Origin of the sequence: Salinivibrio sp. ML323, assembly GCF_001995745.1 — a bacterium.
Classification (GTDB): domain Bacteria; phylum Pseudomonadota; class Gammaproteobacteria; order Enterobacterales; family Vibrionaceae; genus Salinivibrio; species Salinivibrio kushneri.
Window position 1 is genome coordinate 39,487 of sequence record NZ_MUES01000011.1, and the last position, 16,616, is coordinate 56,102.

The window sequence follows — 16,616 nt, forward strand, 5'->3', positions numbered from 1 at the left end:
ATGATGAATAAAGTAGGTATGCGGCTAGCTGTTATTTTGATTGTACTAGCGACCTTACTATTGGGGGTGTTTGGTTACTACAATTACCATGTTGCCAAAGAGCGGCTTGAGTCCGATATGAATCAGGACATTAACTCGATCACTCAGCGTCTCAAGCAGCGTCTCCCTACTCTGATGTGGAATTATGACTTTAATAATGTTCAAAATGATTTAGACAGTGAAATGGGCTCTCGTTATGTCCATCGCCTTGAGCTGACGGATAGCAATGAAGAATTTCGTTATGTGACTGACTCTAAAGGCATGCGGTCAAACGATGAGTTAAAAGAAATCAACGTTTCCTTGGTCTATGATCAGGAAGGCCAATCTGTCGATGTGGGTAGGTTGATTATCTACCAAGATAGTCGATACATTGATAAAGAGCTCAACACAGAAATTCTCCGTACTGCCACGCAAATCATTCTGTTGAACTTGTTGGTTGGTTTTTTTATTTGGAAATACGCTAAGCAGATCAATCGAGCGGAACAAAGTCGTGCGTATTTAAATACAGTGATTCATAGTTACACTGATGCGCTATTAGTGCTCGGCGATAAGCACAGTATTATTACTATTAATGACTCGGCTAAGAAGTTATTCGAATTAGAATCTGTGCCCGACGAAGCGATCAGCTTATCGACGATTATTTCTCGCGTCAGCCCTAATTCACGCGGCTATTTTTCACAAGCGCTTTATGGTCTCGGAGGGCAGTTACAGCGGTCATACGAGATAGATACGGATCAAGGTGTCCGTATTGTGCAGGTCAAATCAACGCCCATCAAAGATGAAGACCCGAGAGCACTGAACGTGGCGATTATTCGCGATATCACGGAACAGCACCTCGATAAACAAAAAGTATCTAAAGGGGCTGAGCTTTTCTCTGCGATGAAAAGCTTACAAGATAAGTTTCTGATCAGGGAAGATTTCGGTAAGAGTTTCCAAGATGTTTTGCAGATCCTATTACGAATAGGGGAAAGTAATCATGGCATTATTGTCGAGGTGGGTCACAGCGATGATGATCCGATCAAAACCAATCTGCCTTATAAAGTGCTCGCACAAACTCGATTGGTGAAGAATGAGTTTATTGGTGAAGAGTTTGTGCGAGGACTGATTGAGGAAATCATTGAGACCAAACAAAGCAAACGTAGTCTGCAAATGGCGAGTGTGGCAGGAAATAATCAGAAAATGATTATCAATGTCTACGGTACGCCTCTTTATATGTCGAGCCAAATGGTAGGGGTGGTCTGCTTGTTTGATGAATCGACCACCTACAATGAAGATCTTCAAGGCTGGATTGAGCCGATACTATCAAGCTTAAGCTCAATGGTGCACTTTGTGCAGCAGAAGTCGTTGAATGACATGATCTCAAAAGAAATGGCACGAGCCAAGGAGCAAGCAGAGCGGGCGAACGAATCAAAGACCAACTTCTTGGCGATGATGAGTCACGAGATTCGCACACCCATGAACGGCATTGTTGGCATGTCTAACCTTTTGATGGAGACCTCGCTCAATCAGCAGCAACGCTATTTTGTTGATACGTTGCAACACTCGTCTACGGCACTGCTGAATATCATTAATGATGTGCTCGATTTAACTAAGATTGAAGCTGGAAAGATGACGCTCACCAAACAGTCATTAGATTTGGCGGAGCTTGTTCACGAATCCTTAAGTATTTTTACCGCAAAAGCAGCGGAAAAGCAGTTGCGCTTACATTGCTATATCGATCCAGACATGCCTTGTGATATTGAAATTGATGCCACGCGTTATAAGCAGGTGATCATAAACTTGGTTGGCAACGCCGTTAAGTTTACCAAGCAGGGACATATTGCTGTGCGGTTATTCCAACGGCAAACGGGTGATGGCTCAGTAACATTGGTCATGGAAGTAGAAGATACAGGGATCGGGATCCCGGAAGACCGCCACGAAGCCATTTTTGAGAACTTTACCCAAGTCGACAACTCCTATTCGCGTTCTTATCAAGGCACGGGACTGGGCTTACCAGTCTGTCGTAAATTATTGCGGCTTATGGATGGTGACATTTACATCCGCAGCCAAGAGAATCAGGGGACCACCTTTATCGCCGAAGTGCCCGTCACGATCAGCGATCCTGACTCTCAGTTATTAGCCCACTCCAAGCTAGAAGCGGGGATAGAGGGTGATTCCATCTACTTGGTATCGGAAGACGCGATTTTGATCGATACGCTATCCGCCTACTTAGACCGACTCGGTTTGCGTTTAGTGGCTAAAAGCGATGGAAACGAATTAATCGTTGACGATCTCAGCGACGCTGTGTTGATGATCGACCAAGATAAAATGCAAAGTTGTCAGGCGTTAGTGGGCAAAGCGCAAAAATCAGTCGCAATTAGCCATGATGGTCATCATGACACTGGCATGGCGACGCTGACTTGTCCGATTTATCACGTTGAACTGTATCGCGTATTAAACGAGGATGAGAATGCATTGACAGAGCCTGAGCCTGTGGCTGGGGAGTATGATGACATCCAATTCAATCTTAACGTTCTCGTGGCTGAAGATCACTTGGTGAACCAAGAATTGATTGACATTATTTTATCTAAACTAGGCTGTCAGCGTGCGCTGGCCGTCAATGGTAAAGAAGCGTTAGAACTTCATAAGTCTTCACCGTTCGATATCATCTTGATGGATTGTCAAATGCCGGAAATGGATGGCTTTGAAGCCACGCGTGAGATCCGAAAATTCGACAAAAACACGCCCATTTTGGCAGTGACGGCTAACGCGCTCTCTGGTGATGCAGAGCGTTGTGTGGAAGCAGGGATGAACGGACATCTCGCTAAGCCCTTCAGTAAAGATCAACTCATTGAATTGTTACTCCTGTATGCTCATCCAGATGCGGTCAGTTATGGCGATAAAACCACTGACGAAGAGGAAACAACCTTGGATGACTTAGCCAGCGAGCACTTTACAGATGCGTCCACAGAGACAAACTCCTTACCAGAACCAGAACCAGAACCAGAACCAGAACCAGAACCAGAACCAGAACCAGAACCAGAACCAGAACCAGAACCAGAACCAGAACCAGAACCAGAACCAGAACCAGAACCAGAACCAGAACCAGAGCAACAATGAGCGACACCTCACCCCCCATTGACATCCAGCATGTCAAAGACCAAATCGGTGATAGCATGGACTTGGTAAAAATGCTGCTTGATAAGTACGTAAAAAACCAAACCAATGATTTAGAGGCTTTGAAGGCCGCATTTGCAGAACAAGATATCGAAAAAATTAAAAAACTTGGCCACAAAATGAAAGGAGCGGCCGCCATGATCGGCGCCAAAGCACTATCACAAACATGTCTTGAGTTAGAAAAGTCACCGCATGATGAGTTGGAGGCGCTACATCCCTACCTTCAGCGGATAGAGGAGCAGACAACACGGGTGATTCAACAGGCAGAGCACCTCTGTGAAACATCTTGATACATTATCCGGCACTGGTTAGCATAGCCGTTAGCGCGGGATAAGATAAAAACAATGACCCATCAAAGACCTAGGGCCCGACAAACGCTGTCGGATCCTGGGTTTTATTGTAAGGAAAAACTGATGATAATGCGTTTTGTATTGAGCGGTTGCCTCGCTCTCTCCCTAGCTGGCTGTGGTGAGCCGAAGGTGTCAGCACCGTCTGAAACACCGCCTCGGCCAGCAAAATTACTGGCGGTAGTGACGAATGAAGATGGACTCACCCGCCAATTTCCTGCCCAAGTTGAAGCGGATGATAAAGCCTTGCTCTCATTTCGTGTATCAGGCGTGATTGAGTCAATGCCGATCAAAGCAGGTATGGATGTTGCGAAAGGGCAAGTCCTGGCGGCGTTAGACAGTCAGCAATATCAGCTGCAATTGGATAAGGCGCGTGCGCAATATCAGCTTGCTCAGGTACAGTTTAACCGTGCCGAACGCCTGCACAATAATAAAGTGCTCGCCGAACAAAGGTTCGATGAAGCCCGCTCGGCACTCAGTGAAGCGGCGGCTGGTCTAGAGCAAGCGCAGACAAATCTGAATTATACGCAACTAAAAGCGCCGTATGCGGGGACTGTCTCACTTCGAATGAAAGAGGAGAATGAATTCGCACAAGCACAAGCGCCAGTGCTACACATTCAATCCAAAGACATCATTAATGTCAGCTTTCAATTGCCAGAACGCTATTTCCATTACTTTGCACAGCATGCGGATAATTTGGTCCCAAGCGTATCATTTGATACCCACCCATCACGCCAGTTTCCCGCGCAGTTTAAGGAAATCGATACAGAGGCGGATCCTAAAACGGCGTCTTACCATGTCACTGTGAGTTTAAATCGACCTGACGCCATCAATGTTTTGCCGGGAATGGCAGCAAAAGTGCATGCCACCATTCCTACTAAGTCGCAAACGCAAGTGCCCCAGTCTGCCGTGCTCGAGACGAATGAGGGAACGGCCGTATGGCGCGTTGGTGATAACGGTGAAGTTAAGCTAACCCCAGTCACCTTGCGTGAAGGAAAAGTCGTTTCGGGCCTAGAAAATGGCGAGGTGATTGTGGCAACTGGCGTCAGTGCGCTGAAAGAGGGTGACCGTGTGAAAGCATGGGTGAAGGAGAGAGGATTATGAGAGCAATACATGGACTGATTGGTGTCCTTGCGGTGGGGGCACTGTTTGGGTGCCAACCGGAGACCGAGTCTCAACCTGCTCCTTTGCCGGTAGTGTCTACGTTTACCGTGAGCCAACAACCATTAAATGAACGCATCTCTTTCCCCGCGGTGGCGGCAGCAGCTGATAAAGCCACGCTCGCGTTTCGCGTACCGGGGGAAATTCAAGCGATCAATGTCAAAGCGGGTGATCGCGTGACGCAGGGACAGGTATTGGCACGTTTGGAGCCGACCGATTACCGCTTAGCGGTAGAGAATGCCAGTGCACGTTTTGACGTGGCCGATGCGCAGTATCGCCGCTCAGCCCCCCTGGTAGAGAAAGGTATGCTTGCCCAATCACAATTTGATGAATTAAAAGCGCAGCGTGAAATTGCGCAAGCGGAGCTGGCACTGGCCAATCTTCGTTTGTCTTATGTTGCGCTCAGAGCGCCAGCTGACGGGGTGATATCTAAGCTGAATGTTGAGCCATTTGAAACCATCGCGCCAGGACAAGGGATCATGAACATTCATGATGCTTCGCGTGCTGATATTCGTGTACAAGTGCCGGATGTGTTATTCACCCAAAACACGGGCGCGAGCGCAGAAGAAGTGCAAGCGCGACTCAAACCGAAAGTCTTAACTCAGCAAGGGCAGTCTTACCCCGCCACTATCGATGAATACACGGCAGAGCCGGATCCTAGCAGTGGTGCTTTTGTGGTGACGCTCACCATGCCAATGCCGCAGCAGCAGTTTATTTTAGATGGTATGCCCGTACAGGTCAGTATCGCTCGGGAAGGACTACAACTGACACGCACCGGGCTCTCTGTGCCAATCGAAGCGGTGTTTAATCAAGACGGCGATCCACTGGATAGAGCCCATAGCTATGTATGGATTTATGACAGTCGCACGCAAACCGTGGCGAAGCGGCGGGTAACGATGGGGCGTATTCATGGCCAGCGGCTAGAAATTACCCATGGTGTGTCTAAAGGGGATCGTATCGTGGTGGGAGGAACCAATCACCTATCTGAGGGGCAAAAAGTGACGCTGGCATCGAAAGAGGAAAACGCATCATGAAGCAGGGTGTAGCCGGATATTTTATTCAAAATAAAGTGATTAGCTGGATGATCACGCTGATTTTCCTGATTGGCGGCACCCTTGCATTTTTGGGCTTAGGGCGGTTGGAAGACCCGGCTTTCACGATCAAAGATGCGATGGTGGTGACCAGTTATCCAGGTGCCACTCCCCAGCAAGTGGAGGAAGAAGTCACTTATCCGCTGGAGAAAGCGGTTCAGCAGCTGACCTATGTGGATGAAGTACGTTCGATCTCCAGTCGCGGCCTGTCCCAGATCACGGTCAAAATGAAACCCAAATACCGCTCTGATGATTTGCCTCAGATTTGGGATGAGTTGCGACGAAAAGTCCATGATGCACGTGGCGCGCTTCCTCCTGGTGTCAATCCGCCACAGGTGAAAGATGATTTTGGCGATGTGTTTGGGATCATGTTAGCCGTCACTGGCGAAGGGTACGGCTACAGCGAACTGAAAGACTACGTCGACTTTTTACGCCGCGAGCTTGAGCTTGTTGATGGCGTAGGCAAGGTGCAAGTCAGCGGTACGCAGCAAGAGCAAGTCTTCATTGAGGTCTCGATTCAGCGGTTAAGTAGCCTAGGGATCGCACCGGATACCTTGTTTAATTTGTTGGCGACACAAAACCTCGTGAGCAACGCCGGGGCCTTGCGTGTGGGTGATGAATATATTCGCATTCACCCAACTGGCGAGTTTTCCTCCGTGGATGAGCTGGGTAACTTAATTCTGACTGAAGCAGGGTCACAAGGGTTAATTTATTTGCGCGACGTTGCCGAGGTAAAGCGTGGATATCAAGAAGTACCGCGGCAAATTATTTCGTATAACGGTAAACAAGCGCTCCAAGTAGGGATATCGTTCGCTGATGGCGTGAACGTGGTAGAAGTCGGCGACAAGGTGGATAAGCGTCTCGCGGCGTTAAACAGTGATCAGCCTGTGGGCATCAATGTCCATCATGTCTACAACCAGCCCAAWGAGGTCGATACCTCCGTCAGCGGATTTGTCTCCAGTTTAGGCCAAGCGGTAGCGATTGTGATTATCGTACTGCTCTTTTTTATGGGCCTGCGCTCTGGGCTATTAATTGGTTTGGTGTTATTGCTGACGGTACTGGGTACGTTTGTATTCATGTACTACTTTGAGATTAACCTGCAACGTGTGTCTCTCGGGGCGTTAGTCATTGCCCTAGGGATGTTGGTGGATAATGCCATCGTGGTGGTCGAAGGGATACTCGTGGGCTTAAAGCGAGGGCGAACCCGTCTACAGGCGGCTCACGATATTGTGACGCAAACCAAGTGGCCTTTGCTGGGGGCGACGGTGATCGCGGTAACGGCGTTTGCCCCGATTGGCTTGTCCGAAGACGCAACGGGCGAATACTGTGGCACTTTATTTACGGTGTTATTAATCTCCTTACTGTTAAGTTGGTTTACCGCCATCACGTTAACGCCTTTCTTTGCCAGCGTGTTTTTCAAAGAAACACCGCTCGACGAAGGGGATGAGGGCAGTGATCCCTACAACGGGATTCTGTTTGTGGTGTATAAACGTTTTCTTACCGCCTGCATGCATCACGCCTATATCACCTTGTTGGTAATGGTAGTGGCATTGGGGGCTAGTATTTATGGCTTTGGCCATCTCAAGCAGTCGTTTTTCCCAGACTCTACCACGCCCATGTTTATGGTCGACATTTGGCTGCCAGAGGGCACTGATATTCGTGCAACACAAGGTACCTTGGATGAGGTGTCGAGCTGGCTGAGTAAACAACAAGGCGTCAACTATGTTTCTACCAGTGCCGGACAAGGCTCGCAACGTTTTATGTTGACCTATTCACCGGAGAAAACATATGCCGCCTATGGCGAGCTGATCGTCCGTGTTGACCAATACGAACATGTTAAACCCACTATGGGCATGGTGCGTGAGCATATTCGTAGCCAGTATCCAGATGCGCAGCTTAAACTGAAGCCTATTTCCTTAGGGCCTGCGACTGGCTCGAAAATTGAAGCGCGTATTTTTGGTTCAGATCCCACTAAGCTACGCGCAATTGCTAAACAAGTAGAAGCACGATTGCATCAGGATCCTGATGCGGTGAATATCCGCCATGATTGGCGTAATCGCACCAAAGTTCTTGAGCCTGCGTTTAATGAAAGTCAGGCGCGACGCTATGGTATCACCAAAAAAGATGTCGACGAGTTACTGACTATGACATTCAGTGGCAAACGGATTGGTGTATACCGGGATGGGACCAACCTTATGCCGATCGTTGCGCGATTGCCCGATGAGGAGCGTGTGAATATCAATACCTTAGAAGGCATGAAAATATGGAGCCCGGTATTGAAAGACTACATTCCTTTACAGCAAGTTATTCTCGATTACGACATGCGCTGGGAAGATCCGATTATCATGCGCAAAAACCGCAAAAGAATGCTCACCGTGTTGGCTGATCCCGATCCCTTGCGGGAAACCACCGCGGCGACCTTGCTAAGCCGCGTGCGTGCGGATATTGAGTCGATTCCTCTGCCTGAAGGTTACAGCATTGAATGGGGCGGGGAGCATGAATCTTCCCAAGAGGCCAAAGAAGGCTTATTTAGCATTATGCCGCTTGGTTATTTGTTTATGTTCCTGGTCACCATATTGTTGTTTAACTCGGTGAAAGAGTCATTGATCATTTGGCTCACGGTTCCCTTAGCGGTGGTTGGGGTCACCACAGGGCTGCTGTTGTTAGATACGCCGTTTGGTTTTATGGCGCTTTTGGGCTTTTTAAGTTTGAGTGGAATGCTGCTTAAAAACGGCATTGTGTTGATCGATCAGATCAACATCGAAGTGGCCAGTGGTAAGCAACGCTATCAAGCGGTCGTCGATGCGGCGGTAAGCCGGGTACGCCCGGTGTGCATGACAGCCATTACCACTATTTTAGGGATGCTCCCTTTGTTGCCGGATGTTTTCTTCCGGCCGATGGCGGTGACGATCATGTTTGGGCTCGGATTTGCCACCGTGCTGACATTGATAGTAGTGCCCGTGCTATATCGGATCTTCTATCAAATTCGCTATCACCCTGAATAACCCCACCTTAAGCACCGTGTTGACGGTGCTTTTTTGTGTTTCAATCTTAAGATAAAAGCGCCTGTGTATAACTTGAATTTCATCCACAAAAACAGTTGATAACTCGGTGAATTTCATCGCAACCTCGCGATTTTATCGGCGTTGCGTAAAGTCAATAATGTAATGGTGAATTCAGAACCAAAATCACAATGGTATTGGGGGTTATGTAACTGATTGATTATACTTTATGGGTAAGTAGGGCCAGTCTATTGTGGAGATAGACTGGCTGAAGACGTGGCAAACAATGAACTGATAAGCGCGTTGATGGTGGATTAGTCGTCGATTTTTTTGACCGATAGCGTCAATTCAAAGGTCGCCATAGGCTCATCCCCGTGTAGGCTCGGGCAAGTGGCGACAATGGTGACAGGCTGATTAACACGATGACCTGTTTCGATTGATTCACTGATCATCTGGTTAATCTTGTTGCCATCGAAACAAGTAAACACCACATCATCCTCGGGTCGTTTATGAAAATCAGCGTTGACGGATTTAAACGCTAAGCTAATTTTAACCCCGCGTTGCTCAGCCATCGCCATGGCAAGAAAGCCACCTGCGACATCAGCGCCAACCGCCAGCGCGCCGAAATACATGCTGTTGAGGTGGTTTTTGGTACGTCGCCCCAGTGGGATTCGCATTGTGACATGCTTATCGTCGATGGAGAGGATCTTAGGACGACACCAGCCAATCATCGGCACTTTTAAGAAGCCGAATAACGACAAATGTTGATTAGCGCGTGCTAACGGAGACGAGAACATAGACACTCCTTGTTATCTGGTCATACCTGTTACGCTACATCCATGCTCAATTTGTCGTCAACATCTTGTTAACAAAGTTGTGGCCTAGTGCTTTATTTTTTCAGGCATTCGACATCCATTGTTGGGATTAATCCATTGCATAAGGCACGAAGAATAATGGCGCAGGTTTTGGTGTCTGTGATTTGTCCATTGGCAACGAGTGCCTGTAACTGGGAAGGGCTTACCCAATAAGGCTCGATAAACTCATCGTCATCGAGTTGCGTCTCGGTGGATGTGAGCGCTTGGGCAATGTAAAAATACTGCACTTCATCGCAAAACCCGGGCACAGGGTGCGCGATGCCGAGTGGATGCCAGCGAGTTGCCACATAACCGGTCTCTTCTTCTAACTCTCTTTTGGCGGCGTCTCGTGGTGGCTCCTTCGCTTCCAGTGTCCCTGCTGGCGCTTCGATAATCCATTGATTGATAGCCGGACGAAATTGTTTGAGCAGTAGTATATTGCCAGCATCTGACAGGGGTAATACCACGACGGCCCCGGGGTGGCGCACAACGTGATGTGCGTGGTACTGGCCATCAGGTGTGTATGTATGCGCCTCCACCAAGCTGAGCTTTTGCCACTGGTAGCGTATCGTGTCATTCATGTTCGTATGATCCTTTGTTCGTGGTGCCATCAGTATTTTTGGTGCAGTGTTTTTTGCTAAAGTATGATAGCATTCGCCGCCTTAATTGGCGTGTGTACGCCTTTTGCTTTTGATTTACCTTTGGAGTGATACCTTGCAATTTGASGATCTGGGACTCGATAGACGCTTACTGTCGCTTATTGCCCACCGTGGATTTGAACAGCCAACAGACATTCAACGTCAAGCTATTCCCGTTGTAATGGCAGGCAAAGACCTATTGGCCTCTTCAAAAACAGGGTCGGGGAAAACTCTGGCGTTTTTGTTGCCAGCTATGCAGCGTGTGTTGCGTTCTAAACCCCTCAGTCGTCGCGATCCGCGTGTTTTGATCTTGGCGCCGACCCGTGAGCTAGCAAAACAAGTGTATGGTCAGCTGCGTATGCTGACTAGCGGCACTAACCACAAACCGGCTTTGGTGCTCGGTGGCGAGAATTTTAACGAGCAAGCGAAAGTGTTTCGTCAATCGCCAACCTTTGTGGTCGCGACACCGGGTCGATTAGCTGATCATCTTGAACAACGCCACCTGYCTTTGTCGGGGCTGGAAATGCTGATTTTGGATGAAGCGGATCGCATGCTTGACCTAGGCTTTAAAGCACAGCTCGACACGGTTAACCAACATGCTGATCACCGTTTAAGACAGACATTGATGTTTTCTGCCACCTTGGATCATCAGCAAGTGACTGATATCGCAGCCGGGATGCTCAAGTCGCCTAAACGTGTAGCCGTAGGAGAAATTGAAGCGTTACATAGCGATATCGAACAGCACTTTGTGCTGAGTGATCACCTCGACCATAAACACGCGCTGCTTGAGCAACTGGTCAAAGCCAATGCGCATAAGCAAGTCATGATTTTTACTGCGACACGCGCTGATACTGAGCGTTTGGCGGAGCGTTTTTCTCAGGCAGGCTACCAAGCGATTGCACTCAGTGGCGAATTGAATCAGGCCACACGCAGCCGAATCATGAACGAGTTTGAGCGCGGATTTCATGAGGTATTGGTGACCACGGACGTGGCATCGCGTGGTCTGGATTTAATGAATGTGTCTTTGGTGATTAATTTTGACATGCCAAAGCATGCGGAAGAATACATCCATCGAGTAGGGCGTACCGGTCGTGCTGGACAGCAAGGGTTGGCCTACTCATTGGTTGGACCTAAAGATTGGCGTAGTTTTAAAAATATCGAAGGCTTTTTGCAGCAAAAACTCGATTTCACCAAGATTGAAGGCTTTGAAGGGAAGTTCAAAGGCTTTAAAGAGCAAAAAGCGAAAAAATCAAAGCCGTCGGATTCAGTTAAACATAAAAAAAAGCCGGCCAAAGCGCAGAAAAAAGCGCCTAAAAAACGTGATAGAAGCTTTTACACCAATGTACCCGCTGGTGATGCGCCTTTAGTCAAAAAGAAACCTAAGCCAGAATCCTAACCTCGCAGTGATGACAACGCGTTTGTCACTTAGTGTTAATCGTTAACCTGCTCGCTGCGCCATATGCGCAGCGGTATCTGTTCCCTCGCTATCCGGCGATTATTTTCTCTTTAATTGTTAGTCGCAATCGTCAGCGGTAGTGAAAGCTGCGCATTGTCGCACCGCAAAATGTTTAGTGATGAAATTTTATGCGTTCAACTGTCGAGTTGAGCAAAAAACTCACTTTTCTTTGCGTGAGATCGATTCTATGGCTGATTTTACAGTGAGTTATCCGTAGACTACGCCTATCTGTTGGAAAGCGCCTATCCTTTGAACAGTTTGAGTCGCTGAAAACACGTATCGTTTTGTCTATCATTTTTAAACTGGGAAAATTGCTGTGGAAACTGCACTGGTCGTTGCTTTTATCACTGCTGCGGCGTGGATTGTTCGCCGTGAACGTGCTGCACAATAATCTGCTGATTGAGCCCTTTTATACACTCGTTTTAGTCAGCAAAAACGAAAAGCCTTCTCTGTGGAGAAGGCTTTTTTATGTTTATGTGTTCTAATGCCAGGGGTCAGCTGTCGTAATAGTCACCATCTGACACTTCATGAAAATCTTCTACTTGGCTGGCGGCTTGGAAATCAGCAGCAGGCTTGAGTTGACGTCGCCGTAACATCGTTACTTGCTCTTCCAAGCGATGAGCAGTCTCAATGTTGCCTTCTTGATAGGCCTCTTGGATCTTTCTTTCAAATTCATCAATACGTTGAGTCATCACCATCGTTATACCCTCCGACAGTTCCCACGCACAATCACAACAAGCATCGCTGTGGGAGTTGCACCACGCACTAGACGCCCGCCTTTTGATAGCGGTTACGTCCATACCTTAAACTTAGTTTAGTTTGACAATATAACCAGTGAGAGAGGTCACACTGGACGGCAACACAAGGGAGTGAGATAGTTACCGTTTGCTATTAATACAGGTATCTGACAGAAAAAATCAAGCGATTTTGTTCCAAGCCATTGGCACGCCACGTTGCGCCGAGCGACAAGGTTTCAGTGGAGTGAAAGCGCCCGCCAATTTCCACCAAGCTGGTGGTGTCGTCCTGATCAAAGATGATAGAACCGACATAGAGATTGGCTTCAATCGGTGGGGCTACCCAGCCACGTAATCCGGCACCAATCACAGTAGCAAAATCACCGGTATCATGCTTGTCGTCGTCTGGTCGCCGAAACCAAGCGCCTTCCAACTCGCCATAAACATCGACAAACTGGTTAATCGGGGCATGAAACCCCACACCGCCTGAGGTGTACCAGTCTCCTTCAAACTGCGTATCCCCTTTGGCGACAAAGTGTGCGCCTTCCGTAAATGCAAAGCGTCCTAGCCCGCCAATCCCACTCGGGTTTGCAAGGACGTTGACCTGAATATGGTTGTAATCAAAATTGGTCGCATGGACAGCGGGTACGGTCAGGGTTATGGCCAATAGTGCCGCTTGACTGAGGCGTGTGATCACAGCATTTACTCCATTTGCATTTAACATCAGTGTAATAGCTTCAACGCAACCAGTGCAATCACTTCGCCGATCTTGCACCCATATTTAAGTTACGGCGCACATTGTTGTTCGCTTAATCCACGGGTCTGATTGTGTCAACATTTTTGTTGATTTGATGTTTGTGTTTTGCGTAAAAAAATATTTGCACAAAAGAATATGGCAGGTTAGCGTAAGAGTTCAACAAAGAAAACGTGGTAATCAGCTACGTGAACCCGCGACATGCAAACACAGGATTAGCCCATGAGTGTACACACAACGGATGACGTAAGAATTGAGCAAATAAAAGAACTTCTTCCGCCTATTGCTGTATTGGAAAAGTTTCCCGCAACTGACGCGGCGGAAAAGACTGTCTTTGCGGCGCGTCAGGCGATCCATCAGATCCTAAACGACCAAGACGATCGTTTGGTTGTCGTTGTGGGGCCTTGTTCTATTCACGATCCTAATGCGGCACGTGATTATGCCAAAAAACTTAAGCAGCTGCGTGAGACATTGAGTGCCGACCTGGAAGTGGTGATGCGGGTTTATTTTGAAAAGCCGCGCACAACAGTGGGTTGGAAAGGCCTGATTAATGACCCGTATTTAGATAACAGTTTTAAAATCAATGATGGCCTGCGATTAGGACGCCACTTACTGTTAGACATCGCAGATTCTGGTTTGCCAGCAGCGGGTGAATTTCTCGACATGATCACGCCACAGTATATGGCAGATTTAATTAGTTGGGGCGCGATTGGGGCGCGCACGACAGAGTCTCAGGTGCATCGCGAACTCGCTTCTGGGCTATCTTGTCCTGTTGGGTTTAAAAATGGCACAGATGGGAATATCAAGATTGCTACGGATGCGATTCGCTCAGCGAGTTCACCGCACCAGTTTTTATCGGTGACCAAGTATGGGCACTCTGCGATCGTCGCGACTGGAGGTAATGAGGATTGTCATCTGATCTTACGTGGGGGCAAAACACCTAATTATTACGCGGGTGATGTCGATCAGATCTGTGGCGCGTTGGCCGATGCTGGATTACGACAAAAATTGATGATTGATTTGAGCCATGCCAATAGCAGCAAACAATATCAAAAGCAGAAAGAAGTCAGCGAAGATGTGGCGGGGCAAATTGCAGCCGGTAACAAAGCGATCTTTGGGGTGATGATTGAGAGTCATCTCGTCGAAGGTCGCCAAGATTTAACCGACGGTCAGTCACTAACCTATGGCCAAAGCATTACGGACGGGTGTATTGGTTGGGAAGATACCGAGCGCGTCCTCCATCAGTTGGCCGCCTCTGTGCGAGCACGCCGCGAAAAGGCCACGCCACTCAGTGAATCCGCTTAATCTACAAAAAGCCCCCAACGCTTGGGGGCGAATCATAGCGGTCAGTGCGTGTCACTGGCCCTATTTATTTTTGGAAAATGGCTTGAAACTCGCGTTTTAATCCTGGCTTTAAGCGTGCTTGTTTCAGTTGCTTCGATAAATCTTTAACACAAGAGCTGAGCACATCATCAAGAATTTGCGCTTTGTAGTTATCACGCTCTTCGTCAGACATATCACTTAAATCCACTTTTTCCAGCTCGCTTAGTGCATCGATACCGGCATAGCTTTGGCTTATGGCGACGAGTGCATGAAACTGATCATAGTTGTCGAGAATGTTTTGCGCACTGGCAGGCAGTTTTTCCCACGCCTCTTTGACACTGGCACTGGACGCGTCATGGACAGAAGCGATCATCGCGTACATGGCTTCAGGGGCTTGCTCGTATCGGATCACGCATTGTAGCTCAGGAGAAAAGCTATCAAAGCTGACCGTTGGTTGGTTAGCGTCGGGCATTCACAGGCTTCCTTACGACTGTTTTGAGGAGGATGGATGTGTTTTTTTGTCGTTGCTTGTTTTATCGTGTGATCTTGCTTGCTCCGCCAATGGCACCACGGTGTCTGTTGAGAGGGTGGCACGGTTCTCACCAGCAAGCAGTCCCCCTTTTTCAATGGTCAATTGCTCGGTGTTCAGGACGCCTTTCATCTTGCCTTGAGAGAGAATATCGATAGCGTCTGCATCGCACTGTCCCTCGACCAAGCCGTTGATGGTGATATGCTTCGCGTTGATGGTACCGCGAAAGTGGCCAGACGCTGAGATAACAACGGCGTTAGCCTGGGTGATATTCCCTTCCCCAAACCCATCAATTTGAATATCCCCTTCAAGATCAATATCACCGACCACTTTACAGTTTCTGGCGACGATCGATAAGCCATGACTCGGGGTAGACTTTGAACTAAACAGACCCATGTCGTGCACTCCACATACATCATTTTGGTCAAGTATATCATTAGCTGTGCGCCGATGGTGGCGCTCTGGTGCACAACCCGATGACTAAGGTGTGATCCCGCTACCAGTATTGGTGATCGTCGCCTTGGATGGATTATTGCGCGGTTATCGGCGCAGTGATTGCTTGCGTGACATTCAGTTGATATAACTCGATGAAACCGACTATATGGGACCATCGTTATGTCAACGACACTCTCACCGTATCAGCAACGTGTCATTGGTTGTTTGCTTGAAAAAGAAGTGACCACTCCAGAACAGTATCCGCTCACACTCAATGCGCTGACCACTGCCGTGAATCAAAAAAGCAATCGTGAGCCTGTCTATGAGATGGCCGATTCAGAGGTATTAGACATCGTGGAGAGCTTGATTGAGAGGCGTCTGGTGAGTCTGCAAGAGGGCAGTGGTGGTCGTGTCTCCAAGTATCAACATCGTTTCTGTAATACACAATTTGGCGATCTCACTCTCAGCGAGCCACAAAAAGCGATCCTGTGTGTCATGTTATTGCGAGGCGCTCAGACGCCCGGGGAGTTGAGAACCCGTACACAGCGCCTCTATGCTTTTAATCGTGTCGAAGATGTTGAGCGCACACTGGCTGACATGATTGCGTCAAACTGGATAAAAAAATTGCCGCGTGAGGCTGGGAAGCGCGAGTCGCGTTATCAACATTTATTTACTGACGGTGTGGATACGCCGAGTCACTCAGTACCGCAGGAGGAGTCAGAACCGACCACTGATGCATCTTTGGTGACGCGAGTGAGTGCGTTAGAGCAAGAAGTGGCGGAGCTACGTCAGATGTTAGAGGCTGTTTTGGAGCGATAACACCAATGAATACGCCTTGGTTTGTGTATTTGATTCGAACTCGGCATGGGCATCTATATTGTGGTGTAACCACCGATGTGTCTCGGCGTTTAATCCAGCATAGTCACGGCAAAGGGGCTCGCTCGCTCAGAGGAAAGGGCCCGCTGACATTGGCATGGCGCTCCCCACCAATGGAAAAACAGGCCGCCATGCGCCAAGAATGGCAAATAAAGCAATGGCCTAAACAGCGTAAAGAAGCACTTTGCGTAACCTATCTATCTGTTAGTCATGAGTCGTGA

15 protein-coding genes are annotated in these 16,616 nt (G+C 48.2%); 9 read left to right on the forward strand and 6 right to left on the reverse strand.

Going from position 1 to position 16,616, the window contains the following annotated elements:
- The 5 genes from BZG13_RS08915 (at position 1) to BZG13_RS08930 (ending at position 8,799) form a co-directional block, all read left to right on the forward strand.
- Positions 1–3,138 carry an ATP-binding protein gene (locus BZG13_RS08915; protein WP_241824791.1) on the forward strand — a complete coding sequence of 1,046 codons (3,138 nt, stop codon included), beginning with the start codon at positions 1–3 and terminating at the stop codon, positions 3,136–3,138.
- A gap of 56 nt (positions 3,139–3,194) precedes the next feature.
- Positions 3,195–3,485, forward strand: a complete 291-nt coding sequence (locus BZG13_RS15475) for an Hpt domain-containing protein (RefSeq protein WP_241824792.1) — start codon at positions 3,195–3,197, stop codon at positions 3,483–3,485.
- 123 nt (positions 3,486–3,608) lie between these two features.
- On the forward strand, positions 3,609–4,646 hold the full coding sequence (locus BZG13_RS08920; protein ID WP_241824655.1) for an efflux RND transporter periplasmic adaptor subunit: 1,038 nt from the start codon (positions 3,609–3,611) through the stop codon (positions 4,644–4,646).
- The gene (locus BZG13_RS08925) at positions 4,643–5,737 is read left to right on the forward strand and encodes an efflux RND transporter periplasmic adaptor subunit (RefSeq protein WP_106407312.1); all 1,095 of its coding nucleotides are present in this window, start codon (positions 4,643–4,645) and stop codon (positions 5,735–5,737) included. The genes BZG13_RS08920 and BZG13_RS08925 overlap by 4 nt, the downstream gene beginning before the upstream one ends.
- Positions 5,734–8,799, forward strand: coding sequence for an efflux RND transporter permease subunit (locus tag BZG13_RS08930; protein WP_077486376.1), 3,066 nt, complete (start codon positions 5,734–5,736; stop codon positions 8,797–8,799). The genes BZG13_RS08925 and BZG13_RS08930 overlap by 4 nt, the downstream gene beginning before the upstream one ends.
- Before the next feature lie 311 nt (positions 8,800–9,110).
- Here BZG13_RS08930 and BZG13_RS08935 read toward each other — a convergent pair whose 3' ends face one another.
- Together BZG13_RS08935 and BZG13_RS08940 are read right to left on the reverse strand one after the other, a co-directional pair.
- Complete coding sequence (locus tag BZG13_RS08935; RefSeq protein WP_077458345.1) at positions 9,111–9,593, reverse strand: PaaI family thioesterase; 483 nt, start codon at positions 9,591–9,593, stop codon at positions 9,111–9,113.
- Between the two features lie 92 nt (positions 9,594–9,685).
- Positions 9,686–10,231, reverse strand: a complete 546-nt coding sequence (locus BZG13_RS08940; protein WP_158012878.1) for an NUDIX hydrolase — start codon at positions 10,229–10,231, stop codon at positions 9,686–9,688.
- Positions 10,232–10,364: 133 nt separating this feature from the next.
- Here BZG13_RS08940 and BZG13_RS08945 point away from each other — a divergent pair, with 133 nt between their 5' ends.
- Entirely contained in the window at positions 10,365–11,684 is a 1,320-nt protein-coding gene (locus BZG13_RS08945) for a DEAD/DEAH box helicase (RefSeq protein ID WP_077486378.1), read from the forward strand.
- Between the two features lie 554 nt (positions 11,685–12,238).
- On the opposite strand, the gene BZG13_RS08950 is transcribed toward BZG13_RS08945, so the two are convergent.
- Together BZG13_RS08950 and BZG13_RS08955 are read right to left on the reverse strand one after the other, a co-directional pair.
- Positions 12,239–12,436, reverse strand: coding sequence for a hypothetical protein (locus tag BZG13_RS08950; protein ID WP_131825180.1), 198 nt, complete (start codon positions 12,434–12,436; stop codon positions 12,239–12,241).
- A gap of 199 nt (positions 12,437–12,635) precedes the next feature.
- Entirely contained in the window at positions 12,636–13,175 is a 540-nt protein-coding gene (locus BZG13_RS08955; protein WP_235607568.1) for a hypothetical protein, read from the reverse strand.
- A gap of 279 nt (positions 13,176–13,454) precedes the next feature.
- Between BZG13_RS08955 and aroG the strand changes: the two genes are divergently transcribed.
- Complete coding sequence (gene aroG / locus BZG13_RS08960) at positions 13,455–14,537, forward strand: 3-deoxy-7-phosphoheptulonate synthase AroG (protein ID WP_077486379.1); 1,083 nt, start codon at positions 13,455–13,457, stop codon at positions 14,535–14,537.
- A 64-nt stretch (positions 14,538–14,601) separates the two neighbouring features.
- Here aroG and BZG13_RS08965 read toward each other — a convergent pair whose 3' ends face one another.
- Complete coding sequence (locus tag BZG13_RS08965; protein ID WP_069363009.1) at positions 14,602–15,027, reverse strand: DUF3069 domain-containing protein; 426 nt, start codon at positions 15,025–15,027, stop codon at positions 14,602–14,604.
- 12 nt (positions 15,028–15,039) lie between these two features.
- Complete coding sequence (locus BZG13_RS08970; RefSeq protein ID WP_069363008.1) at positions 15,040–15,480, reverse strand: bactofilin family protein; 441 nt, start codon at positions 15,478–15,480, stop codon at positions 15,040–15,042.
- A gap of 219 nt (positions 15,481–15,699) precedes the next feature.
- On the opposite strand from BZG13_RS08970, the gene BZG13_RS08975 reads away from it, so the two are divergent.
- Both BZG13_RS08975 and BZG13_RS08980 read left to right on the forward strand, forming a co-directional pair.
- A complete protein-coding gene (locus tag BZG13_RS08975; protein ID WP_077486380.1) occupies positions 15,700–16,338 on the forward strand; it encodes a YceH family protein in 639 nt (212 codons plus the stop codon).
- Positions 16,339–16,343: 5 nt separating this feature from the next.
- Complete coding sequence (locus tag BZG13_RS08980) at positions 16,344–16,616, forward strand: GIY-YIG nuclease family protein (RefSeq protein WP_077486381.1); 273 nt, start codon at positions 16,344–16,346, stop codon at positions 16,614–16,616.